Annotated in this window: 28 protein-coding genes, 2 tRNA genes and 1 other RNA gene; 17 read left to right on the forward strand and 14 right to left on the reverse strand. The window is 66.2% G+C overall.

Translation table 11 applies throughout. From position 1 onward, the window contains the following. Positions 1-13: 13 nt before the first annotated feature. Positions 14-1,141, reverse strand: a complete 1,128-nt coding sequence (locus CEW88_RS07710) for a citrate synthase family protein (protein WP_108965651.1) — start codon at positions 1,139-1,141, stop codon at positions 14-16. 85 nt (positions 1,142-1,226) lie between these two features. On the opposite strand from CEW88_RS07710, the gene CEW88_RS07715 reads away from it, so the two are divergent. Then, positions 1,227-2,564: a CoA transferase gene (locus CEW88_RS07715; RefSeq protein ID WP_108965653.1), complete on the forward strand. Its 1,338-nt coding sequence runs from the start codon at positions 1,227-1,229 to the stop codon at positions 2,562-2,564. A gap of 4 nt (positions 2,565-2,568) precedes the next feature. Here the strand turns inward: CEW88_RS07715 and CEW88_RS07720 are convergent, their stop codons facing one another. The 8 genes from CEW88_RS07720 to CEW88_RS07755 form a co-directional block, all read right to left on the reverse strand. Then, a complete protein-coding gene (locus tag CEW88_RS07720; RefSeq protein WP_108965655.1) occupies positions 2,569-3,345 on the reverse strand; it encodes an enoyl-CoA hydratase-related protein in 777 nt (258 codons plus the stop codon). Positions 3,346-3,429: 84 nt separating this feature from the next. Then, positions 3,430-3,609: a DUF2087 domain-containing protein gene (locus CEW88_RS07725; protein ID WP_159099572.1), complete on the reverse strand. Its 180-nt coding sequence runs from the start codon at positions 3,607-3,609 to the stop codon at positions 3,430-3,432. A 215-nt stretch (positions 3,610-3,824) separates the two neighbouring features. Next, positions 3,825-4,322, reverse strand: a complete 498-nt coding sequence (locus CEW88_RS07730) for a cytochrome c-type biogenesis protein (protein ID WP_108965659.1) — start codon at positions 4,320-4,322, stop codon at positions 3,825-3,827. Further along, entirely contained in the window at positions 4,319-6,286 is a 1,968-nt protein-coding gene (locus CEW88_RS07735) for a heme lyase CcmF/NrfE family subunit (RefSeq protein WP_108965661.1), read from the reverse strand. The genes CEW88_RS07730 and CEW88_RS07735 overlap by 4 nt, the downstream gene beginning before the upstream one ends. 97 nt (positions 6,287-6,383) lie before the next feature. Further along, a complete protein-coding gene (locus tag CEW88_RS07740) occupies positions 6,384-6,935 on the reverse strand; it encodes a GNAT family N-acetyltransferase (protein ID WP_108965663.1) in 552 nt (183 codons plus the stop codon). A 111-nt stretch (positions 6,936-7,046) separates the two neighbouring features. After that, positions 7,047-7,316: a 50S ribosomal protein L27 gene (gene rpmA / locus CEW88_RS07745; protein WP_108965665.1), complete on the reverse strand. Its 270-nt coding sequence runs from the start codon at positions 7,314-7,316 to the stop codon at positions 7,047-7,049. Between the two features lie 23 nt (positions 7,317-7,339). Continuing rightward, positions 7,340-7,903 (reverse strand): 50S ribosomal protein L21, encoded by a 564-nt coding sequence (rplU, locus tag CEW88_RS07750; RefSeq protein WP_095883877.1) that lies wholly within the window; start codon positions 7,901-7,903, stop codon positions 7,340-7,342. 271 nt (positions 7,904-8,174) lie between these two features. Continuing rightward, positions 8,175-8,984, reverse strand: a complete 810-nt coding sequence (locus tag CEW88_RS07755; protein WP_108965667.1) for a DUF2059 domain-containing protein — start codon at positions 8,982-8,984, stop codon at positions 8,175-8,177. Between the two features lie 185 nt (positions 8,985-9,169). Between CEW88_RS07755 and CEW88_RS07760 the strand changes: the two genes are divergently transcribed. Next, positions 9,170-9,259: transfer RNA gene (locus CEW88_RS07760), tRNA-Ser, on the forward strand. 311 nt (positions 9,260-9,570) lie between these two features. Here the strand turns inward: CEW88_RS07760 and CEW88_RS07765 are convergent. Together CEW88_RS07765 and CEW88_RS07770 are read right to left on the reverse strand one after the other, a co-directional pair. Then, positions 9,571-10,080, reverse strand: a complete 510-nt coding sequence (locus CEW88_RS07765; protein ID WP_159099573.1) for a hypothetical protein — start codon at positions 10,078-10,080, stop codon at positions 9,571-9,573. Positions 10,081-10,255: 175 nt separating this feature from the next. Continuing rightward, positions 10,256-10,341, reverse strand: a tRNA-Leu gene (locus tag CEW88_RS07770). Between the two features lie 164 nt (positions 10,342-10,505). Here CEW88_RS07770 and CEW88_RS07775 point away from each other — a divergent pair. The 8 genes from CEW88_RS07775 (at position 10,506) to CEW88_RS07810 (ending at position 15,201) form a co-directional block, all read left to right on the forward strand. After that, complete coding sequence (locus tag CEW88_RS07775) at positions 10,506-11,084, forward strand: YqaA family protein (RefSeq protein WP_108965670.1); 579 nt, start codon at positions 10,506-10,508, stop codon at positions 11,082-11,084. A 4-nt stretch (positions 11,085-11,088) separates the two neighbouring features. Further along, positions 11,089-11,556, forward strand: a complete 468-nt coding sequence (locus CEW88_RS07780) for a disulfide bond formation protein B (protein WP_108965672.1) — start codon at positions 11,089-11,091, stop codon at positions 11,554-11,556. A 144-nt stretch (positions 11,557-11,700) separates the two neighbouring features. Further along, entirely contained in the window at positions 11,701-11,949 is a 249-nt protein-coding gene (locus CEW88_RS07785) for a PepSY domain-containing protein (RefSeq protein WP_108965674.1), read from the forward strand. Positions 11,950-12,023: 74 nt separating this feature from the next. Then, the gene (locus CEW88_RS07790; protein ID WP_368074591.1) at positions 12,024-12,575 is read left to right on the forward strand and encodes a cytochrome b/b6 domain-containing protein; all 552 of its coding nucleotides are present in this window, start codon (positions 12,024-12,026) and stop codon (positions 12,573-12,575) included. Further along, complete coding sequence (locus tag CEW88_RS07795; protein ID WP_108965677.1) at positions 12,572-13,108, forward strand: helix-turn-helix transcriptional regulator; 537 nt, start codon at positions 12,572-12,574, stop codon at positions 13,106-13,108. Before CEW88_RS07790 ends, CEW88_RS07795 begins: the two co-directional genes overlap by 4 nt. Positions 13,109-13,139: 31 nt before the next feature. Next, entirely contained in the window at positions 13,140-13,283 is a 144-nt protein-coding gene (locus tag CEW88_RS24725) for a hypothetical protein (RefSeq protein WP_193989021.1), read from the forward strand. A gap of 85 nt (positions 13,284-13,368) precedes the next feature. Further along, positions 13,369-14,370: a type I glyceraldehyde-3-phosphate dehydrogenase gene (gene gap / locus CEW88_RS07800; protein ID WP_108965679.1), complete on the forward strand. Its 1,002-nt coding sequence runs from the start codon at positions 13,369-13,371 to the stop codon at positions 14,368-14,370. 669 nt (positions 14,371-15,039) lie between these two features. After that, positions 15,040-15,201: a glyceraldehyde-3-phosphate dehydrogenase gene (locus tag CEW88_RS07810; protein WP_108965682.1), complete on the forward strand. Its 162-nt coding sequence runs from the start codon at positions 15,040-15,042 to the stop codon at positions 15,199-15,201. Between the two features lie 10 nt (positions 15,202-15,211). Here the strand turns inward: CEW88_RS07810 and coaD are convergent, their stop codons facing one another. The 3 genes from coaD to CEW88_RS07825 form a co-directional block, all read right to left on the reverse strand. Then, positions 15,212-15,709 (reverse strand): pantetheine-phosphate adenylyltransferase, encoded by a 498-nt coding sequence (coaD, locus tag CEW88_RS07815; protein WP_108965684.1) that lies wholly within the window; start codon positions 15,707-15,709, stop codon positions 15,212-15,214. Between the two features lie 103 nt (positions 15,710-15,812). Beyond that, positions 15,813-16,247: a CBS domain-containing protein gene (locus CEW88_RS07820; protein ID WP_108965686.1), complete on the reverse strand. Its 435-nt coding sequence runs from the start codon at positions 16,245-16,247 to the stop codon at positions 15,813-15,815. Between the two features lie 124 nt (positions 16,248-16,371). Continuing rightward, the gene (locus tag CEW88_RS07825; protein ID WP_108965687.1) at positions 16,372-17,268 is read right to left on the reverse strand and encodes a LysR family transcriptional regulator; all 897 of its coding nucleotides are present in this window, start codon (positions 17,266-17,268) and stop codon (positions 16,372-16,374) included. Positions 17,269-17,365: 97 nt separating this feature from the next. On the opposite strand from CEW88_RS07825, the gene CEW88_RS07830 reads away from it, so the two are divergent. The 7 genes from CEW88_RS07830 (at position 17,366) to CEW88_RS07860 (ending at position 23,041) form a co-directional block, all read left to right on the forward strand. Beyond that, positions 17,366-18,865, forward strand: a complete 1,500-nt coding sequence (locus CEW88_RS07830) for a CoA-acylating methylmalonate-semialdehyde dehydrogenase (protein WP_108965689.1) — start codon at positions 17,366-17,368, stop codon at positions 18,863-18,865. Between the two features lie 260 nt (positions 18,866-19,125). Further along, entirely contained in the window at positions 19,126-19,476 is a 351-nt protein-coding gene (locus CEW88_RS07835; protein ID WP_254694368.1) for a hypothetical protein, read from the forward strand. Positions 19,477-19,603: 127 nt separating this feature from the next. Continuing rightward, a complete protein-coding gene (locus tag CEW88_RS07840; protein WP_108965693.1) occupies positions 19,604-20,020 on the forward strand; it encodes a hypothetical protein in 417 nt (138 codons plus the stop codon). A 50-nt stretch (positions 20,021-20,070) separates the two neighbouring features. Continuing rightward, positions 20,071-20,420, forward strand: a transfer-messenger RNA (tmRNA) gene (gene ssrA / locus CEW88_RS07845). A gap of 83 nt (positions 20,421-20,503) precedes the next feature. Continuing rightward, positions 20,504-21,169, forward strand: coding sequence for a DUF1194 domain-containing protein (locus CEW88_RS07850; protein ID WP_108965695.1), 666 nt, complete (start codon positions 20,504-20,506; stop codon positions 21,167-21,169). A 67-nt stretch (positions 21,170-21,236) separates the two neighbouring features. Continuing rightward, positions 21,237-22,463 carry a chromate efflux transporter gene (gene chrA / locus CEW88_RS07855; RefSeq protein WP_254694369.1) on the forward strand — a complete coding sequence of 409 codons (1,227 nt, stop codon included), beginning with the start codon at positions 21,237-21,239 and terminating at the stop codon, positions 22,461-22,463. 107 nt (positions 22,464-22,570) lie between these two features. Beyond that, on the forward strand, positions 22,571-23,041 hold the full coding sequence (locus CEW88_RS07860; RefSeq protein ID WP_095883724.1) for an SspB family protein: 471 nt from the start codon (positions 22,571-22,573) through the stop codon (positions 23,039-23,041). The last annotated feature ends 22 nt before the right edge of the window (positions 23,042-23,063 follow it).

Consider the following 23,063-nt stretch of genomic DNA (forward strand, 5'->3'; position numbering starts at 1 on the left):
TCTCGGCAGGGAATTATTCTGCCGCGTAACGCGCCCTGGGCCGGATCGGCGCGCCGCTGCTGGCCTGCTCGAGCGCATGGGCGATCCAGCCCGCAAGCCGCCCCGCCGCAAAGATCGTGAAGCCCGCGTCTCGCGGCAGGCCCCAACCCAGCTCCAGCGCCGCCAGCCCGGTGTCGACGTTCGGTGCCAGCCCGAGCGTCCGGGCAAGCTCGCGCTGCGCCTGGCGCACCGGATGGTCATGGGGCAGTCGCTCGAGCAACAGCCGCGCCCGGGGATCGCCGTCGGGATAGAGCGGGTGGCCATGGCCGAAGCCATAGGGAGACTGGCCCGTCCGCGCTGACAAAAATGCCTCTAAGTCGCCCTGCAGCGCGGCCTCCAATGCGGCGCGCGCAAGCGCTGAGGCACCGCCGTGGCGTGGCCCGCTCAGCGTCGCCACTCCGCAAAGCAACGCCGCCGGCAGGCTCGCCCCGGTCGAGGCCGCGATCCGCACCGCGAAGGTCGAGGGGTTCAGCTCGTGATCGCTCAGCAGCACCAGCGCCCGACGTATCTCGTCCTCGCCGCCTCGATCCAGCCCCCAGGCTCCAGCGAAACGCGCTTGCAACGCGCCGCCTCCAGCCTGCCCCAGCAGCGCGTTGATCACCAGCGAGATCAGCCGACCTGCCTCTGCCGCCCGTTCGCTTGCGCCGAGGTCAGCGATCGGAACCGCCCCGCCGACCGCGCCCGCGAGCGCCTGCATGGCCCGTCCGACTGGCGTGCCGCCTTCGCCGGACCATGGCACGTCGGGCAAATCCAGCCGATCGAAACCGCAAAGATGGGCGGCCATTTGCTCGGGGGTCATGGTCTCGGCGCAGGCCTCGACCGAACGCCCACGCAGCCACAGCATGCCGTCCCGAACCTCGGAGATAGCGGTCACCAACACCGGATCGCCCCAGCGGATCGCCTGTTCGGCAACTTCGGAGCGCGCGCGCGGGCGGCGGTTCTGGCGCAGCAGAGCCTCGACGTCGGGACGGAAGTAGAGGCTGCGCCGCGCATCCTGCGAATCCGCCTCGGCCCGCAGCTGGCCGCGGCTGACATAGGCGTAAAGTGTCTGGGGCTTCACCCCGAGCAGGGCGCAGGCCGCGCTGGCGTCGATCCAATCCATGACATTCATATTGATTATATTGATCAAGATTTACAACCGGTCAATCCGCGCGCTTGATGGGGGCAGACAAGACTAGGAGGCCGTGATGACATCCCCTTTCGATCCACAGATTTCCCTGGCACTCGGCACGGATCTGCCGCCCGGCCCCGAGGTAGACGAGCATGGAAACGCCGAGCTGCCCTCCTGCTTTCAGGTCTCGGAACTGGCCACCGCATCGCTGAAAGCGGCGACGCGGGAGATGGCTGCGCTGACCGGCGCTCGAAGGGCGACACTCGACCGGTGCCTCGCCTCGATGTGGTTCGATCGGACGTTGCGCCCCGTCGGATGGGAGTTGCCCGCGGCCTGGGACCCGATCGCCGGAGATTACGCGGCGCAGGATGGCTGGATCCGGCTGCACACCAACGCGCCGCACCATCGTGACGCAGCGCTCTCGGTGCTCGGCTGCGCCGCCGAGCGCGCACAGGTCACCGAAACCGTTTCGAGATGGGAGAAATCCGCGCTCGAAGCCGCCGTTGTGGCGGCCGGGGGCGCCGCGGCGGCGATGCATGCTCTGGACGAGTGGGCCGCACATCCGCAGGGCGAGGCGGTGGCCGCCGAGCCGCTGATCGACTGGCGCGAGACCGGAAGCCGCGCGGCCCCCGTCTCGATGCAGGGTCTGCGGGTGCTCGACCTGACCCGCGTGCTCGCTGGGCCGGTGGCGACGCGCTTCCTTGCCGGCTACGGCGCCGAAGTGCTGCGCATCGACCCGCCCTGGTGGAACGAGCCAGGCGTCGAGCCGGAAGTCACCTTGGGCAAGCGCCGTGCCGGACTCGACCTGACCCAGAGCGCAGACCGCGCGACCTTCGAGGACCTGCTGAGACAGGCCGACGTGCTCGTCCACGGCTACCGCCCGGGCGCGCTGGAGAGGCTGGGCTACGGCGGGCGCAAGCTGGTTCCCGGGCAGATTGAGGTGAGCCTTTGCGCCTATGGCTGGACCGGCCCCTGGGCCGGGCGGCGGGGCTTCGACAGCCTCGTGCAGATGAGCTGCGGCATCGCCGACGAGGGCATGCGCCGCAGGCAGGCCGCGCGCCCGGTGCCGCTGCCGGTGCAGGCGCTCGACCATGCCACCGGCTATCTCATGGCCGCGGCGGTGCTGCGCGCGCTGCGTCGCCGGCAGGCGAGCGGACAGATATTCTCGGCCCGGCTGTCGCTGGCACGCACGGGCGCCCTGCTGGTCTCGGGCGGGATCCGCGACGTCACCGGCGCGCCCATCGAGGTCACCGAGGCCGATCGATCCACGCAGGTCGAGGCAACCGGCTGGGGCGCGGCGCGGCGGCTGCGGTTCCCGGCGACACTGGATGGCCACCCCCCGCGTTGGGATATTCCTGCGGGACCGCTGCGGGTGGATGCGCCGTGCTGGCGGTCGACGCTGACCGCAGGCTAGGCGCTCAGCGCCCTTCGAACTTCGCGGGGCGCTTTTCGTGGAAGGCCACCACGCCCTCCTTGAAGTCCCGCGTCATGCCGCATTCCCCCTGCAACTGCGCTTCAAGCAGCAGCTGGCCGTCGAAATCCTTCTCGAAGGTCCCCCGGATCGCGCGCTTGATGCGGGCATAGGCCTCGGAGGGGCCCTGCGCCAGATGCGCGGCGCGGGCCTTCCAGATCGCCTCGAACTCGGCGTCCGGCACCGCCTCCCAGATCATCCCCCAGCGTTCGGCCTGCGCGGCGCTGATGCGGTCGGCAAAGAGCGCAGCGCCCATGGCCTTGGCGATGCCCATCTGCCGCGGCAACATCCACGTGCCTCCCGCGTCAGGCATCAGTCCGATGCGGGTGAATGCCTGCATGAAGAAGGCACTTTCGGCGGCGATTACCACGTCGGCCGCCAGCGCGAGGTTGGCCCCGGCGCCCGCTGCCGCGCCGTTCACCGCGGCGATGGTCGGGCGCGGGCAGTCCACCAGCGCGCTCAGCATCGGCATGTATTCGTCGCGCAGCACCCGCTCGAGATCGATGTTCGCCGCGCTCTCGCGGTCCCCCAGATCCTGCCCCGAGCAAAAGGACCGGCCGTCGCCGGTCAGCACCACCACCCGCGCGTCCTTGCCACCCGCTTGGATGGCATGGGTCAGCTCGGCCCGCATCGGCGCCGAGAGCGCGTTCATCACCTCGGGCCGAGCCAGGGTGATCAGCGCCACGTCGTCGGCGATTTCGTAACGGATGGTGTCATAGTGCATGGGATCCTCCGGATTGGCGCGGCCGCGCAGGGAAACTCTCCCCCGCGCACGCCCGGGGTGCAAGACCCCTTGGCCATAGCCGTCTCAGACCTGCCAGAGCGCCGCGATCAGCGCCAGCGCGTCCGCGCTCGGGCGGGCCTCGATGCGGGTGTAGACAGCCTCGTGGCGCGTACGCTCAAGCATGCGGTTCTCGACCATTGTCCGGCGGATCTGAGCCGCGTCGCGGAAGGCGCGGAACCCATGAGACGCGCTACGGGTCAGCACGCGGGGCCGTCGTGGTCTGCGCGCGCAGGTGCGGTTAATTGCGATACCCCGCTGCCCGGGCAATCAACCCGAGTATCTTCTGGTGCGACGGCAGGGTCTCGAGCCCGGCACGCAGCCGTCGGGCGAATCCCGAAAGGTCGCCTATGGAAAGCGGGGATGCTGGTGCGTTTCTGGGCGTCACCCCTCGGATCCTCCCGACCCTGCCGGCAGTCCTGTCAGGAGGAGGGGTGTTCGTCCAGAATGCGCTTCAGCCGGGCCTCTTCCTCGGGGCTGAGCCCGGCCTCGGTGCTGGCCTCGGCACGCGAGCGGCCGCGCAGGTAGGCCCCTGCAAGGATCAGCGCGATCACGAAGAGGATCGGCCCGGCGGCCCAGAGCAGCCAGTTCCAGCCGCGCGTCGTGGGCTGCAGCAGGACGAACTCGCCATAGCGGTCGACCAGGTAAGCGACCGCCTCGTCGTCGGTGTCGCCCGCCACAAGCCGCTCGCGCACCAGCAGGCGCAGGTCGCGGGCGAGCGCGGCGTTGGAATCGTCGATGTTCTCGTTCTGACAGACAAGGCAGCGCAGGTGCTTTGAGAGCTCACGCGCCCGCGCCTCGAGTGTGGGGTCCGAGAGCATCTCGTCAGGCTGCACGGCATGCACCACCGCCGTCTGCACCAGCGGCAGCGCCAGAAGCGCCAACAGAAGCAGCGCGCGGAAGGGTTTCAGCACGGTCATTCGGCCGGAACCCCCTGCGCCGAAGCGGACTTGCGCGCTCCGGCGGCGACGCGGAAACGTCGGTCCGAAAGGCTGAGCGCCCCGCCGATCGCCATGAGCAGCGCCCCGCCCCAGATCCAGTTGGCGAGCGGTTTGACGTAGACCCGCATCGTCCAGCCGCCGCCCGCCTGCGCATCACCGAGCACCACGTAGACGTCACGCAGGAAGCCGTTGTCGATCGCCGCCTCTGTGGTCGGCATCCCAGCAACCGGGTAGCTGCGCTTCTCCGGGTAGAGATGCGCGATCTCGGCGCCGTTCCTGCGCAGCGAGACCTCGCCCATGTCCGAGACATAGTTCGGCCCTTGCACGCGGCTGACACCAAGAAGGTCCAACTCGTAGGCGCCCACAGCGAAGGGCTCCCCCACCTGCGCAACCCGGATGTCTTCCTCTTGCCAGGCCATCAGCCCAGCAATGCCCAGCATGGTCACGCCGAGGCCCGCATGGGCCACGGCCTTGCCCCAGTCGGCGCGCGGCAGCCGCGCGAGGCGGCGCCAGTCGCGGCTCTGGCCGATGCGGCTGAGAAGATCGGTGATCGACCCCGCCACCAGCCAGGTGCCGAGGAAGACCCCCACCGGCCCCATCAGGCTGCGCCCGCTCTGCATCGCCCAGACCAGCCCGGCAAGCGCCACCGCCAGCACCAGCGCCGGCACCAGCTGCTGCACCGCGCGGCCCAGCTTGCCGCGCTTCCAGCTCAGCAGGCCGCCGATCGGCAGCACCAGCCCCAGCAGCACCATGAAGGGGGTGAAGGCCATGTTGAAGAAGGGCGCCCCGACCGAGAGCTTGCGGCCAAAGAGCATCTCGGCGACCAGCGGCCAGAGCGTGCCGGTAAAGACCACGAAACACGCCACGGCAAGCAGGATATTGTTCACCACGAGTGCCGACTCGCGGCTGACGAGGCCAAAGACCCCCTTGGCCTGCATCACGCCCGCGCGGGCCGCGTAAAGCGTCAGCGCGCCGCCGGTGAAGAAGACGAGGATGCCGAGGATGAAGACCCCGCGCTGCGGATCCGAGGCAAAGGCATGCACCGAGGTCAGCACGCCGGAGCGCACGATGAAGGTGCCGATCAGCGAGAAGCCGAAGGCGAGGATCGCGAGCAGGATTGTCCAGCTCTTCAGCGCCTCGCGCTTTTCCACGACGATGGCAGAATGCAGCAGCGCGGCTGCCAGCAGCCAGGGCATGAACGAGGCGTTCTCGACCGGATCCCAGAACCAGAAACCGCCCCAGCCAAGCTCGTAATAGGCCCACCAGGAACCGAGCGCGATGCCGATGGTCAGGAACACCCAGCTCAGCAGCGTCCAGGGGCGGACCCAGCGACCCCAGGCGGCGTCGACCCGTCCCTCGATCAGCGCCGCGACGGCGAAGCTGAAGCAGATCGAGAGGCCCACATAGCCGAGATAAAGGAACGGTGGGTGGAACGCGAGCCCCGGGTCCTGCAGCAGCGGGTTGAGGTCCTGCCCGTCAAAGGGCGGCACCGCGAGGCGCAGGAAGGGGTTGGAGGTAAAGAGGATGAAGGCGAAGAAGGCCACCGCGACCGAGGCCTGCACCGCCAGCACGCGCGCCCGCAGCGTCGGCGGCAGGTTGCCGCCGAACCAGGCCGCCATCGCCCCGAAGAGCGCCAGGATCAGCACCCAGAGCAGCATCGAGCCCTCGTGGTTCCCCCAGACGCCGCTGATCTTGTAGAGCAAGGGCTTGGCGGAATGCGAGTTCAGCACCACCAGCCGCAGCGAGAAGTCGGCAACAATGAAGGCGTGCATCAGCGCGCCAAAAGACAGCGCGACGAGCAGGAACTGGGCGGTTGCGGCGGGCTCGGCGACGGCCATCCAGCCGGGCCAGCGCTTCTGCGCCCCGATCATCGGCACCACCGCCTGCACGCAGGCGACGAGGAAGGCGAGGATGAGCGCGAAATGTCCGAATTCGGTGATCATGCCTTGCTTATAGGCGGCAAGACAACGCCCGGCCAACGGAATTCGTCGGCCGGGCGGGATCACTTTGTCGCGGGGCTGCGCGGGCCGAGGCCTACGTTCAGTCCATCCGGCGCAGATAGGTCCAGGTGGGCACGGCCGAATTGCGCGCCACCGAAAACGCCTCGGCATCACCGATGTACTCGAAACCGCAGTTGGTCAGCACCCGGGCCGAGGCGGCGTTGTCCTGGAAGACCGAGGCGAACATCGTCGCGCTGCCGAAGGGATTGGCCTGCACCATGGCACGCACCGCCTCGGACGCGTGGCCGGTGTTCCAGAACGGCGGCGCGACCCAGTAGCCGATCTCGGCCTGGTTGCCATCCGTCAGGCGCTCGAGCGAAATCAGCCCCATCACCTCGGCGCCGCCCTGCTCGGAGGCATCCATCGCCCAGACGTCCTCGACCCTGTTGGTCTCCGTGGCTCGGGTGATGAAGGCCTCGGTCGCGCCCGGCGGCAGCGGGTGCGGAATCGAGGTGGTCATGCGCGCGAGGCGCAGCTCGGACGTGTAATGCGCAATCAGCCCGGCATCCGAGCGGCGCAGCGGCCGCAGCAGGAAACGGGGTGTCTCGATGACCGGTTGCGCGGTCAGCTGGTCGTCTTCGGCCAGGCTCATCGTCTTACTCCTCTTGTGCGAGAAATCTCGCGGGCCGCTTCGTCTCCCCCCGAAACGGAGAAGGGGACCGGCCCGTGCCGATCCCCTCCAATTTTTCGATCCGGGATCAGCTTACTCAGCAGCCTCCGCCACCGGCAGGACGGATACGAAGGTGCGGCCCTTGAGGCCCTTGTGGAATTTGACCGAGCCTTCGGCCACGGCAAAGATCGTGTGATCCTTGCCCATATCCACGCCCTCGCCCGGCCAGAACTTGGTGCCGCGCTGACGGATGATGATGTTGCCCGGGTTGGCCGCCTGGCCACCGTAGAGTTTCACGCCGAGACGGCGGCCAGCGGAGTCGCGGCCGTTACGGGAGCTACCGCCTGCTTTTTTATGTGCCATGGGTTGGTCTCCTTAACTGTCTATCAGGCCAGGGTCTTGGCCTGTTCAACCCACTCGGGCTTCACCTTGACGGCGTCGAAGCTCTCGGGGTCAACGGCTGCGAGCTGTGCGAAGGTGGCGATGCCGGCTTCGTTCAGCTTCTTGGCGGCGGCGGGGCCGACACCGGTGATCTTGGTCAGGTCGTCGCCTGCGGCAGCAGCAGCCGCCTTAGGAGCAGCGGCTTTCGGTGCGGAGGCGGCGCCAGCGGCGGCTTTCACGCCGGTGCCTTCGGCGCCGGATGCGAGGATCTCGGTCACGCGCAGCAGGGTGAGCTGCTGACGGTGGCCGCGGGTACGCTGCGAGCCGTGCTTACGGCGACGCTTGACGAACTTGATGACCTTCTCGCCCTTGATCTGGTCGATCACGGTCGCCTGAACGGCAGCACCGGACACGAGCGGAGCACCCACGGTGACGCTGTCGCCGCCGAGGATCAGGACTTCGTTGAACTGAACGGTTTCACCCGCGTCTGCAGCCAGCTTCTCCACGCGGAGCACGTCGCCCGCCTGGACCTTGTATTGCTTGCCGCCGGTTTTCATCACCGCGAACATCTGCGTCTTCCTTTGTCTACCGCGTCCTGTGGCGCCCCGGTTTCTTGGGGACTTCGTGGTGCGGGTTGGTCCGCTCCGCCGTCGAACAGCGCGCCCTTGCGGGCTGTATGGATGTAAGAATCGAAAGCGGGGCGCGCAATGGCCCCGTCACGAGGCCCGGCTTATCGGGGCAATTTGCCCATGTGTCAACCCGCGCACAGCGGTTTTCCCGCCATATTTTGCAGGTGGTCCACCCCGGCTTTCTGCCCCGAGCCGCCCGGCCCGCCCCGCCTCAGAGGTCCTGCGCCAGCATCTCCTGTGCGGCCGCGAGGCCGAGGCCATAGGAGATCTCGTTGTACATCGCGTTGAACCCGGCAAACAACGCCCGGTTCATCGCCTTTCCCTCGGGCGTCGCGGAAATATCGATATAAGCGTCAAGCTCCGCGTCGCTCAGCGGCCGGTAGGCCAGCAGGAGATAGCCATAAAGCCATTCGAGCGTGTCGGCGCGGGTGACCTCTTCCTGCATCCAGACCTCCTCGAGGATCTCGGGCTCGGTCATCTCGAGCCCGCCGCCGTCGACGAGGCCGAGATAAAACTGGAAGCTGGCGTTGAGCGCGCCGACCACATTGGTCTCTAATAGGTCGTTGGCCTCGACGAATTCATCGAGTTGGTCCAGCCGCGTATCGCCGCTCCCTGCCCGTTCACGCCAGGCTTCGCGCGCCGCCGACTCGACGTCAGGATCGACCATCGCGCGCCGGGCCTCGATCTCCAGCGTCACGACCTTCTGCCCGGCTTCGCTGGCGAAATACGCCAGAAGCGTCGCGGGATCGGTGTCACCGAAGCTCTCGAGGAATCCCGCGCGCACCACTTCCTCCATGGCGTTGGGCGTGTAGAGCCGGTCGACCGACTGCCGCCATGTCTCGGATTCGCCCGCCGGAAGCAGGTCCGTCGCCATCTCCTCGGCATAGCCCTGCCCCTCAATTCGCATGAGTTCGACGATCTCGTCGATCTTGAGCGCGTCCAGCAGATCCCCTGCGGGTTCCGCGCGAACGGGCATGGCTAGGATGACGGCAAAACCGCAGGCGGCGAGACGCGAGAACATGGGACAGGACAACTCCGGATATGGCTGACGACAAGCCTAGGGCCCGGCCGCGGCATTTCCAAGGTGAGCAAAAAGCCCACTGGCGGAGCTTCGCCGGAAAAGAAATCCGCCCGGATGAAAAAACTTCAAAATTCCCTGTTGCACCCCCCCGAGCTTGTCGTTAAACGGCCCCCCACGACCCCCGCGGAGAGGTGCCGGAGTGGTCGAACGGGGCGGTCTCGAAAACCGTTGACCCTTCACGGGGTCCCAGGGTTCGAATCCCTGTCTCTCCGCCACTTTCCTTCGGGAAAGTCGCCACTTACTTCGGATAGTGCCATGGTTGTCCAGCCGCGTTTCAACAGCGCCGCTGGTCACCATGGCCCTCTGGATCCACCTTCGGATACATCCCCAAGAATGCCGCTCCGTGGCCCGCGCACCTGCTTCCTCCGTTGCCCCTACAGCATCGGCGAACGGGTGCTGCGTTCCGCCCGGAAACCCGCCCGCTCGCGAGACGAACGACGCGGGACAGACCGCCCGAAATGACAACGCGGCGCACGGGGTCTTCCGCACGCCGCGTGTCTGGGTGCCCGCCCTGGGGCAGCCCGGTTCAGGCCTCGACGCTGGCGCGTTGCGGCGCGCGCTCCCCGGCTTCCGAGGCGCGGGTGGTGGCGTAGCCTTCGGCACCGCGGCGCAGCCGTTGGGCAAGTCCGTCCTCGTCGGCGCCGGCGCCCATCTGGGCGATCACCAGGGACTTCATGAAACTCTCCTGAGTGGCGAGCGCCTGCGCGCGCGCCTTTGCGAGCGACTCCGTGGTCTCGAGCTCGTCATCCACCGCGCGCGAGTCGGCCTGTGCCGCGACCTCGGGAGCTTTGACATTGGCTGCCGCAGCCTGTCCGCTCTCGGTCGCCGTCGGCTTGGAACTGGCATTTTTGACCGGGCTGGCCTCGGCCGCGACGACGGTTTCCCCTGTCTCCGCTTCGCGCGACGCCTCTACAGCCTGCGCCCCGTCCTCCTTGGACACCGCGCCGGTCTGCCGCCCCGCGTTGATCGCATTGGCGATCCCGCCGAAGAGACCGGCATAGCCCCCAGACCCGGAGCCCGAAATCAAACCTAACATTCAGATAGACCTTTCTAGTCAGTGCCGGGACGGTCTGATTTCGAAATGAGGAACAAATACGGCAGCAGCGCGGTGTCTCCGCGGCGCGACGAGGAAATTCTGTCGCGGAACCAGCCCCTACGCGCTTACCCTTGCGGCTGCGCATCGGATCTTCGACACGACGGGATGCGGGATGTGGTACCCAAGGTCGGACTCGAACCGACATGACCTCACGGCCGGGGGATTTTGAATCCCCTGCGTCTACCATTCCGCCACTTGGGCACTGACCCCGATTTATCCGCCACGCCGCGCCGCGTAAAGCGGCAATCGTCACCTGTGACGCCGCACTGACGGAACTGTCACAGCCAATGCCGCTTCAATGGGTTGCACACCGCCGCCCCGCGTGCTTCCTGCCATACAAACAACCGCCGGAGACCTGCCCTTCGATGCTGCGCCGCCTCTACGACTGGACGATGTCGCTTGCCGATCACCCCAAGGCGCTCTGGGGCCTGGCGGCAGTCTCCTTCATCGAAGCTTCGGTCTTCCCGATCCCGCCGGACGTGTTGATGATCCCGATGATCCTCGCGGCGCCGCGCCGTGCCTGGCTGATCGCGCTGGTGGCCACGCTTGCCTCGGTGGTCGGCGGGCTCTTCGGCTATGCCATCGGGCACTTCTTCTTCGACAGCATCGGCCGGCCGATTCTCGAGACCCTCGGCAAAGCCGACTCGATGGAGGCGTTCAACGCCCGCTTCAACGGCGTCGGCTTCTGGGCGGTGCTGATCGCCGGAATCACCCCCTTCCCGTTCAAGGTGATCACCATCATGTCGGGCTGGACCGCGATGCCGCTGGGCGTCTTCGTCACCACCGCCATCATCGCCCGGGCCTTCCGATTCTTTATCGTCGCGGGGCTGCTGCGGGCCTTTGGCGCGCCGATCCGCGATTTCATCGAAAAGCGGCTCGGCCTGGTGTTTACTGTTTTCGTGCTGCTGCTCGCCGGTGGCTTCTTCTTGGTGAAATACCTCTGAGCCCATGACTGACCTGCGCAAGTTCCTCATCCTGATCGCCGCCGGCGGATCGGCTGCCGTGCTGCTCGCCGCGATCGGCTCGCAGTACATCGGCGGGCTGGCGCCCTGCCACCTGTGCATCCTGCAGCGCTGGCCCCACGCTACGGCCGTGCTGATCGGCGCCCTGGCGCTGGCCTTCCGCGCCCGCATCCTGCCGCTGCTCGGCACGCTCGCGGCGCTGACCACCTCGGGCATCGGCATCTATCACACCGGCGTCGAGCGCGGCTGGTGGGAAGGTCCGACCACCTGCACCTCGGGCCCGGTTGGCGGCATGTCCACGGACGATCTTCTGAACCAGATCATGAACGCGCCGCTGGTGCGCTGCGACGAGGTCGCCTGGCAACTCTTGGGCCTATCGATGGCCAGCTGGAACGCCTTGATTTCCTTTGGTCTTGCGCTGGTCTGGGTTGCCGTCTGGCGCCGGACCGCCTGAGGTCCCCCACCGGAAGACTCATCTGAACCAAAGTTGCAGGGGGCGGTTTCTGCCCCCCGAGTGGCATGGCGGAGGCGCTAAGGCCGCGTCAGATCGGTCTTCGAGGCGCGGATGCCCCGCGTCTTTCCTACAGGAGACCCATAGATGACCTACCGCCTTCTGACCTCCGGCCTCGTCGCCGCCCTTCTCACCGCCGGCACCGCCTTCGCCTCCCCCGAGATCCCCGAACAGACCCAGGCCCAGGTGCGCGAGAAGCTCACCGCCGAGGGCTACGAGGTCCGCCGCATCGACAGCGAGGACGGGATGATCGAGGTCTATGCCATGAAGGACGGCCAGAAGGTCGAGCTCTACCTCGACCAGACCCTGCAGATCGTGCGCAGCAAGACCGACTGACGCCCGCCCGGCCCCGCCACCGCGCGGGGCCGCGCCGCCTGATCTGTCCACCCTTCCCTTCAAGGACCGCCCCGATGCCCGAGCGCATGACACGTCATTTCGTCTGGGACCCGCTTCTGCGGATCTTCCATTGGAGCCTGGTGACCCTCTTTGCCGCCAACGCACTCTTCGACGACCCCGAATCTTCCCTGCACCGCTGGGTTGGCTACACCATCGGAGGGCTGATTCTGCTGCGGCTGATCTGGGGCTTCACCGGCCCTCGTTCGGCCCGTTTCTCGAGCTTCTTTCCCACCCGCGCCGGCCTCATCCGGCAGATCACCGACATGGCCACCGGACGGCGCCGCGTGCATCTCATGCACACGCCGCTCGGGGCGCTGATGATCTTCAACCTGCTGCTCACCCTCTGCGGCATCATCGCCACCGGGGTGATGATGACCACCGACGCCTATTGGGGAATCGCTTGGGTCGAAACCCTGCATGAAGCGCTGGTAACCTGGGCCGAGGTCTCGGTGGTGCTGCACCTGGGCGCAGTGCTATGGGAAAGCCGCCGCACCGGGGTAAATCTGCCCAAGGCCATGGTTACGGGTGTCAAATGCGTCCCGGATGACGCAAAGATCGAGGTATGACGCCGCAAAGCTCCGAACGCCCGATCATCCTCACCCTGTTGATCGCCGTGCAGATGATCTGCACGGCCTTCTTCGTGGTCGACGTGATCTTCGATGCTTCCGAGGCCGGGTGGAACCCGGTGGCCGACCCCGAGGCGTTTCTCGAGGGCAGCATGGTGCTCTGTCTCGCCGCCGCGATCTGGGTCGAGTTGCGCTTCCTGATGCGGCTGCTGCGTCACAATGCACATCTTGCGCGCCAGGTCTCGCTGGCCACCGGCGCCTTCCACGAGATCGTCGAGGCACAGTTTTCGGCCTGGGAACTGACCGGCGCGGAACGCGACGTCGCCATGTTCACGCTCAAGGGTCTGACCATCCCCGAGATCGCCGCGCTGCGCGGATCGGCGGAGGGGACGGTGAAATCGCACCTCAATGCAATCTACCGCAAGGCGGGCGTGTCGGGGCGCGGCGCGCTTCTGAGCCACTTCATCGAGGAGTTGATGAGTGGGGCCGAGCCTTCCGACTCCCCCGCCGCAGCCACGCAAGAATGCAGATGACATTGCGTCAAGTCTCTGGCATCACGACAAAATGACCAACCGCATCGCCGTCTGGCTCGCAGCCCTCCTGATCCTTGCAATTGCGCTGGATGTGACGCTCTTCGACAGCCGCCACCTGCTGTTCCTGGGCCGGAAGGTTTTCATTCTGCTCGACTGGATGGCGTTTTGGCGGTGAGCGCTAACAGTCCAAGTATTGACTTGCCTGACGTATCCTGTTGACCTCTGGGCAATCCCAGACTCTCGGACAGCGAGGAGACATCATGACCGTCAAGGTAGCGATCAACGGCTTCGGCCGCATCGGGCGCAACGTGCTGCGCGCAATCATCGAATCCGGCCGCACCGACATCGAGGTCGTGGCGATCAACGACCTTGGCCCGGTCGAGACCAACGCGCATCTGCTGCAGTTCGACAGCGTGCACGGACGCTTCCCGCACCCGGTCAGCGTCTCCGGCGACACGATCGACGTTGGCCGCGGCCCGATCAAGGTGAGCGCCGAGCGCAACCCCGCCGACCTGCCCTGGGCGCATGTGGACGTGGTGATGGAATGCACCGGCATCTTCACCGACCGTGAGAAGGCCGCCGCGCATCTTGCCAACGGCGCCAGCCGCGTGCTGGTCTCTGCCCCCTCGGCCGGGGCCGACAAGACCATCGTCTACGGGGTGAACGATGACACGCTGACCAAGGATGACCTCGTCGTCTCGAACGCGTCCTGCACCACCAACTGCCTGTCGCCCGTCGCCAAGGTGCTGAACGACACCGTCGGCATCAAGAAGGGCTTCATGACCACGATCCACAGCTACACCGGCGACCAGCCGACGCTGGACACGATGCACAAGGATCTCTACCGCGCGCGCGCCGCGGCCATGTCGATGATCCCGACCTCGACCGGCGCGGCAAAGGCCGTGGGGCTGGTCCTGCCCGAGCTCAACGGCAAGCTCGACGGCGTGGCGATCCGCGTGCCGACGCCCAATGTCTCGGTTGTCGATCTGGTGTTCGAAGCCGAGCGCGAGACCACCGTCGAAGAGATCAACGACGCGATCCGCGTCGCCGCCAACGGCAAGCTCAGCGGTATCCTGGGATACACCGATAAGAAGAACGTCTCGATCGACTTCAACCACGACTCGCACAGCTCGATCTTCCACACCGACCAGACCAAGGTCATGGAGGGCACGATGGTGCGCATCCTGTCGTGGTACGACAACGAATGGGGCTTCTCGAACCGCATGTCCGACACCGCCGTGGCGATGGGCAAGCTCATCTGACCACGCGGCGCGGCCCGGAGCCGACAGAAATATCCCAGACTGCAGGGCGGGGCTTTCGGGCCCCGCCCTTTTGCTTGTGCAGCGGTGGCGCGCCGACGCGCCGGTGGACGTCATTCCCGGACGATTCCCAACGCTGCGCCGTATCCACGTTCCGCAAGCAGCCCCGCCGGCCGGCCGCGGGGCCGCACCTCAGACAGCATCGAGAGCGGCAACACATGCGTGCTCACCGGGACCGGCGGCGGCAGCGGGCGGTGCGCCGCCGCCGCCGAGCCGGTCGAGGGCGCGGCCCGTGCGGAGGGTTTTCTTGGAAAATTGGGCCGGGCATAGCCGGCGCTGTCGCGCGGGATTTCCATCGCCTGTTTCCCTTCTGGCACAGCTTGCGCCGGGCTTCTCCAGCGCTGCGTCGGGGCGCGGCACGCCCCTTTCATCTGGGAGTAAGGTTAATCGGCAATCCTTTACAAAGGCTTGCCCTGCACCTTCCGCGGCGCTGCATGTCGCCATGCACAAAGCGCAAGGCGGGTGTGGGAAACCGACAATTGTTCTGCAGCGCGGCAAGACCTAGGTTAGCGCCAACGCAGACGGAAACGTCCGCCAGAGTTTTCAACCGGTGCCAACCGCAAACGCAGCGCCTTCCCGATGGAGGTGCCCCCGATGAGATGGAACAGAGCCATGACCAAAGCCATCAATGCCGTCCGTGACAGCTTCGCCCGCCGCTTCGCCTATCGCCGCACCCACCAGGCGCTGATGTCGCTGCCGATGCGCACCCGCATCGACTGTGACCTCCTCGGCCGCGAAGAAGAAACCGCCCGCGCCGCCGTCTACGGCCGCTGATCCGCCCGGATCAGCCCTTCGCGAAGCGCATCTTCAGCGCTTCGTTGACGGTGGGCGTGACGAATTTGCTCACGTCACCGTCAAGCCGCGCGATCTCCTTCACCAACTTGGAGGCAATCGCCTGGTGCTTGGCCTCGGCCATCAGGAAGACCGTTTCGATACTGGTGTCGAGCGCGCGGTTCATCCCCACCATCTGGAACTCGTATTCGAAATCCGCCACGGCGCGCAGCCCGCGGATGATGATCTGAGCCCCCACGTCGCGGGCGCAATCGATCAGCAGGTTCTCGAAAGGATGCGGGACGATTTCGGTCCCCGTCTCCTTCGAGAGTTCCGCGCATTCCATCTCGATCATCGCCACGCGCTCTTCGAGGGTGAAGAGCGGTCCCTTGTCGCGGTTGATCGCGACCCCGATCACCAGCCTGTCGACCAAGGCCGCTGCGCGGCGAATGATGTCCATATGGCCCAGCGTGATCGGATCAAAGGTGCCGGGATAAAGGCCGATGCGCATGAGGGTCCTCCAGGAGTGCCAGCCGGGGCGGTCCGGCGCACGCAACGATATTGCGTGCCGGAATGCAACCCCGAAACCGGCAGTTCCCGAGCGCAGTCCCCGCTCAGAACCCCATGATCATGCCCTGCAGGGCGTCCTTCTCCATGGCGAGTTCGGCGATCTGCGCCTTGACCACATCGCCGATCGAAATGATGCCGACCAGCATGCCATCTTCAACCACGGGCATGTGGCGGAACCGGCCCTCGGTCATCCGGGCGAGCACGACGTTGGTATCCTCGTCGCGGGTGCAGACCTGCAGCTTGCGAGTCATCAGATCCTCGCAGGTCAGCGACAGAACGCTTGCGCCCTGCGCGGCCAGCGCGCGCACGATGTCGCGCTCTGAAAGGATCCCCAGCGGAGTTTGCCCGTCTTCCGAGATCACCACCCCGCCGATCCGGCGTTCGGCCAGCACCTGCGCGGCGTCACCGACGCTGCTGCCGGGGGTGACGGTGACCACGCCGTCGTCGGACTTGTCCTTGAGAATCTGTTGTACCTGCATGCGGCTTTCCTCCTAAGCGCTGCTCACATTCCCTAGCGTCCGCCCGACGCGAACTTCTGTCAACACCGACATCCGGTCGATCCCGCACCCCGCCGTTTGACGCCCAACCGAAGACTGCCCGGCATCAGGCCGCCGCTTCGAGCGCCGCGAGTTCGCGCCGGACAGAGTCGGCGAGAAGCGCTGCGAATCCGTTAAGCCGCGCGTGACGCCGGTCGTCGGCATGGCGCACCAGGTAGAAACTGCGGGTGAGCGAGACCTCCTCGGGCAGCACCCGGCACAAGCCCGGCGCCGCGGGCAACGCGAAGTCGTGCACGATCCCCAGCCCCGCGCCGAGCCGCAGCCAGTGGAACTGCACGGACACCGAGTTCGACGCCAGCCGCACGCGTTCCAGTCCGAGATCGCTGAGGTAATCGAGCTCGCGGTCAAAGATCATGTCGGGGATGTAGCCGACGATGCGATGCCGCTGCAGGTCATCGCGGGACCGGATCGGCGGGTGCTGCGCGAGATACTGCTCCGAGGCCGCGAGATGTAGCCGGTAGTCCGAGATCTTCTGCACCACCAGCCGCCCCGCCGTGGGCGCCGAAACGGCGATCGCCATGTCCGCCTCGCGCCGCGACAGGTTCACCACGCGCGGCAGCGAGACGATCTGCAGGTCGAGCCCGGGGTTGGCCTCGGCGATCTTGGCGCAGACTTGTGGTAGCAGGAAGTTGGCGCAGCCGTCGGGCGCGCCAATGCGAATCTGCCCGGCAAATCCCTCGGACGAGCCCATGAGCGCCTGCGCGCCCTGCCCCAGCGCCTGCTCGGCGCTCTCGGCGTGGACCAGCAGACGAGCGCCTGCCTCGGAGAGCGTGTAGCCCTGCGGCGACTTGGCGAAGAGCGGATGCCCCAGCGCCTGCTCGAGCCGTGCGACGCGCCGCCCGACCGTGGCCGGGTCCATGCGCAGCACCCGCCCCGCCGCCGAGAGGCTCTCGCCCCGCGCCACGGCAAGAAAAATCCGCAGGTCGTCCCAGTTCTCGCGCATCGCGCACCTATATTTTTGCAAAACCTCTTTGTTGAATTACCCCTGTCGCCTGCATTTCCGCAAGGCTACTGTGCTGCTCAACATATAGGAGGCTGCAATGCAGGAACTGACCCATTTCATCAACGGCGCGCATGTGAAGGGCACCTCGGGCCGCTTCACCGACATCTTCAACCCCGCCACCGGCGAGGTTCAGGCCAAGGTGCCGCTGGCGACCGTCGAAGAGCTGAACGAAGCGGTGGCCAAGGCCGCCGAGGCGCAGAAGGCCTGGGGCGCGACCAACCCGCAGCGCCGCGCCCGCGTCATGATGAAGTTCGGCCAGCTGATCAACGAGCACATGGACGAGCTCGCCGAGCTGGTTTCGCGCGAACACGGCAAGACCCTGCCCGACGGGCGCGGCGACGTGCAGCGCGGTCTCGAGGTGGTCGAGGTCTGCATGGGCGCGCCGCACATGCTCAAGGGCGAGTTCACCGATGACGGTGGCCCGGGCATCGACCTCTACTCCATGCGCCAGCCGCTCGGCGTGGTCGCGGGCATCACCCCGTTCAACTTCCCGGCGATGATCCCGCTGTGGAAGATGGCCCCGGCGTTGGCCTCCGGCAACGCGATGATCCTCAAGCCCTCCGAGCGCTGCCCTTCGACCTCGCTGCGTCTGGCCGAGCTGATCACCGAGGCCGGCCTGCCCGCGGGCGTGCTGCAGGTGATCAACGGCGACAAGGAAGTGGTTGACGCGATCCTCGACAACGAGACCGTGCAGGCCGTGGGCTTCGTCGGCTCGACCCCGATCGCACAGTACATCTACGGCCGCGCCGCCAGCAACGGCAAGCGCGCGCAGTGCTTCGGCGGCGCGAAGAACCACATGATCATTATGCCCGACGCCGACCTCGACAAGGCCGCCGACGCGCTGGTGGGTGCCGGTTACGGCGCCGCGGGCGAGCGCTGCATGGCGATCTCGGTGGCCGTGCCGGTGGGCGCGGAAACCGCCGATGCCCTGATCGAGAAGCTGGTGCCGCGCGTGGAGAAACTGAAGGTCGGCCCCTATACCGCCGGCGAAGACGTGGACTACGGCCCGGTCATCACCGCCGCCGCCAAGGAGCGGATCAACGGCCTCGTGACGTCGGGTGTCGAACAGGGCGCCAAGCTGGTCATCGACGGCCGCGACTTCTCGCTGCAGGGGTACGAGGACGGCTTCTTCGTCGGCCCGTCGCTCTTTGACAACGTCACGCCCGACATGGACATCTATCGCGAAGAGATCTTCGGCCCGGTGCTGAGCACGGTCCGCGCGGACTCCTACGAGGAAGCGCTCGAGCTGGTGATCGACAACCCCTATGGCAACGGCACGGCGATCTACACCGCCGATGGCGACACCGCGCGCGACTTTGCGCACCGGGTCAACGTCGGCATGGTCGGCATCAATTTCCCGATCCCGGTGCCGCTGAGCTACCACACCTTCGGCGGCTGGAAGAAATCGGCCTTCGGCGACCTCAACCAGTATGGCCCCGACGCCTTCCGGTTCTACACCAAGACCAAGACCGTCACGGCGCGCTGGTTCTCGGGCATCAAGGAAGGCGGCGAGTTCAACTTCAAGGCCATGGACTGACCCCGGCGCCTGGTCCGGCCTAGAAGAGCGAGACCTTTGGTTGAAACGCGGGCCGTCCGGACTCTTCCGGGCGGCCCATCTGTACGCGCGGGCGGAGGGTTCACCGCTAAAATATACATTCAAAATTTACCATTGACGTTAACGAAACCTCACCGCAACCATCCCCCAAGCCTAATGTCTATCGGTGGGAAATGTCCGTCAGCTTCCGCATTCTTAGGACTCACGGTCTTGTCTATGTGCGATATGAAGGTCGCGCCAGCTTGACCGACACGACCCGGGCTCTCGGAGACTACCTGTCGCATCCCGATTACCGCCGCGGACAAAAGCAGCTCGTGGACCTGTCGCGGCTGACCGGCTGGGACAGCGACTATCCCGAGCTGATGAAAGTCCAAGCCCTGAAAGCCGAGGCATTCTTTGGAGGCGAGAATGCCACGCTCCTGCTCTATTTCGCTCCCACCCCGCTGAGTTTCCAACTCAGCAAGCTGGCCATCAATTCCTGGGACGGGCTCGACAGCGTCGTGGCGCGGGTGCAGCAGAGCGAACTCGGCTGCCTGACCCTCTTGGGCCTGGCGGAAAGCAGTTTCGCTCAATTGCTGGAAAACACGGAATGACTTCACTTCCGTTCGGTCACGCCACCACAAATGTCGCATAGGCGACATACCATTTGACACCGGCTTCCGGACATAGGAAACGACTCAAAGGCTCACCCCCTTTTTCCTCGTCTTCGGGAGAGACAATATGCCAGGACATTTCAAGGTTTATGCCGAGCACCGATTGGCATTTTTGAAATTTTCCGGCGCCGCCCACATCGACGACTGCTTTGAAATAGTATCGGCGCTCATTGCTTCGCCCGAGTGGTGCTCCGAATACGCGATATTCATCGACAATTCCGGGGTCACGACCTACACCGGCGATTTCGAGGACCTGCAGCGCTTTTGCGGTCACCTCACGGATACCGGCGCCTTCGAGAACCCGCGCATGGATGTCGTGTACTATGCCCCCTCCGATCTCTCCTTCGGTATCGCACGGATGACCCAGCAGGTGCTCGGCCCGCGCTTTCCCTTCCGGATCCATGTCTATCGCGATGCGGGGCCGGCGCTGGCCAAGCTCGGCCTAGAAGGGACGGACCTCGCCAAGTGTTCCACCTTCGCCTGACCCTTCCCCTGCGCCCGCCGGAGCCATCCTAGCCACCGCTGCGCAGATCCCCCATTGAAAGCCGCGCGGCCCCGTCCTATATCAGTCTTGTTCCGCAAGGGACTATGGGCATAAACGCGCATGTAATAAACGGATCGGACCCGGGGGCGGTACCCGGCGGCTCCACCAATAAACCCTTGTTGGGGGTTCATGGGGCCGAAATAGGATCGACGAACGCGTAAAGATGTAGCTTTGTCCCGGTGAGATACCACCGTTATCGGTTCATAAAGCATAGTTGCCAACAACAATCGTGCTCCGGTTGCTCTGGCTGCGTAAGCAGTCCGAAAAACCGAAAATTAAGCCCTTGGGCCTAGCAGCTTAAGGCGGGGTTCGCAGGTACCTGGCAACAGAAACCTGCACTTCTCTCCCCCTTCATCCGCGACATTCGGCCAGCGCATTTCGGCGTGATTGACCGAACGGTGACCGCCTGTCAGCATGACCGGCATGGCCCCGGTGTCCGTTGTCAGTATCGCCCTGCTCGCAGCGCTTTGCGCGCCGAGGCTCCACGCCTGCGAAACCGCGCTGCTGCTGGCCATGGATGTCTCCAACTCCATCGATCCTTCCGAATACGCCATCCAGACCGAGGGTCTTGCCCTTGCCCTGGCCGACCCAGAGATCGCTGCGATTATGGTCGATGACCGCGTCGCCCTCGCCGTCCTGCAATGGTCCGGCCCCGGCCACCAGGTGCTCACGCTGGGCTGGACCGAGATCGCCGAGCCCGCCGATCTTGCCGGTTTCGCCGCTGCCGCCGGCGCCATGGAGCGCGCCTTTGTCCTGTCGGACACCGCGCCCGGCGCCGCCCTCGGCGCGGCGCTCGACGCCATCGAGCGCGCCCCGCCCTGCAAGCGGCGGGTGATCGACGTGTCGGGCGACGGCACTCCGAATTCCGGACCCCCGGCGTCGGCGGCGCGGGTGCGGGCCGAGCGCATGGGGGTGACGATCAACGGGCTGGCCATCGAGGGTCCGGGCAGCGGCCTGCCAGTCAGCAACTACTATCGGCAAGTGCTGATCACCCGCGACGGCTTCGTGATGACCGCGCGCAGCCACCGCGCCTATGCCGAGACCCTGCGCCGAAAAATCCTGCGCGAGATCGCGCAGATCCTCGGCTGAGCGCGTCATGAAAACGTCACGGGTGCCGGTGCACATGCCTGCTATGGCGTCTTTTTCCCAGTTATTCATGACCTTCCTGCGGATCGGGTTGCTAAGCTTCGGCGGCCCCGCCGCGCAGATCGCCCTGCTGCACCGCGAAATCGTCGAGGAGCGTCAGTGGCTCAACGAGCGGCAATACCTGCAGGCCCTCTCGTTCTGCATGCTGCTGCCCGGCCCCGAGGCCATGCAGCTTGCCACCTGGATCGGCTGGCGGCTGCGCGGCACCCTCGGTGGGCTGATCGCGGGCGGGCTTTTCTTGCTGCCCGGCGCGGTGCTGATCGCGGTTCTGGCGCTGGCCTATTCCAGCTACGGCGCCCGCCCCGAGGTCGCCGGGCTGATGCTCGGCGTCAAGGCCACGGTGATCGCGCTTGTCGCACAGGCGCTGCTCAAGCTCGGGCGCAAGGTGCTGCGGCGTCGCGGCGCGCTGCTGATCTCGCTCGCCGCCTTTGCTGCGCTCTACGTGCTGCACCTGCCCTTCCCGGTGGTGATCGCCTGCGCCGCGCTGACAGGCTGGTTCAGCCAGCCCTCCGGACCGGCCCCAGACGTGCAGCCCGTTCCCGCCCCGGTGACCGACCGGCTCTGGGTCTGGCCGCTCTGGGTGACGCTCTGGTTCGCGCCGATGATCGCCGCGGCGCTGGCCGGGCAGACGCTCCTCTATGACATCGGCATGCTCTTTTCCAAGCTGGCGGTCTTCTCCTTCGGCGGCGCCTACGCGGTGCTGGCCTGGCTGGCGCAGGAGGCGGTGACCGCCCGCGGCTGGCTCGAGGCCGCGCAGATGGCCGATGCGCTGGGTCTGGCCGAGACCACCCCCGGTCCGCTGATCCTGGTGACGCAGTTCGTCGGCATGATCACCGGCTTCGCCGCGGGCGGCTGGCCCATGGCACTGGCGGCGGGCGGCATGGTGCTTTGGGTCACCTTCATCCCCTGCTTCCTGTGGATCTTCGCCTTTGCCCCGCATCTCGAGCGGCTGCTCGCACGCCCCCGGCTCCAGGCGGCGCTCGAGGCGATCACCGCCGCGGTGCTCGGCGTGGTGGCGAATCTGGCGCTATGGTTCGCGCTGCACGTGCTCTTTGCCGAGACCCGGATTCCGCACCTCGGCCCGCTCGCCCCGGAGCTGCCCGTGCTGCAAAGCCTGCAACCCGCCGCGCTCGGCCTGACGCTTCTGGCGGCGCTGCTGCTAGGCCCGCTGCGCCGCTCCGTGCCGCTGACCCTTGCCCTCACGGCAACCGCATCCTACGCACTAACCAATTATTAAAATTACAATTTTCATGAAATAGCGCACCCATGGTATTTTTCCATCATGTCCCCTTTTCCTCGCCGCCAAATCTAATATGGTGAAAAGAAAGCGACGAGGAGCAGCCAATGCCCGGCGGCATCGACTATGGCAATCTCATGCACCGCGCCATGCGCGGGCTCATCAACGACGTGCTCGCAGGGGTCCAGGAGACCGGTCTTCCGGGCGATCACCACTTCTTCATAACCTTCGACACCCAGCACCCCGACGTGGAACTGGCCGACTGGCTCTCGGACCGCTACCCGGGCGAGATGACCGTGGTCATGCAGCATTGGTACGAAGACCTCGAGGTCACCGAGGACGGCTTTACCGTCACGCTGAACTTCGGCGATGCGCCCGAGCGGCTCTATATCCCCTATGACGCGATCAAGACCTTTGTCGATCCGTCGGTGGAATTCGGTCTGCGCTTCGAAACCCACGAAGAAGAGGATGACGACGACGACGAGCCGACCCCGCCCGAGGGTGGCCCGGACGACGGACCGCGCGAGACGGTCAAGCAGGATGCCGAGGTCGTGCGCCTCGATTCTTTCCGCAAGTGAGCCGGCGGGGCCCTCTGCGCCC

The organism is Alloyangia pacifica (genome assembly GCF_003111685.1).
Classification (GTDB): Bacteria; Pseudomonadota; Alphaproteobacteria; order Rhodobacterales; family Rhodobacteraceae; genus Salipiger; species Salipiger pacificus_A.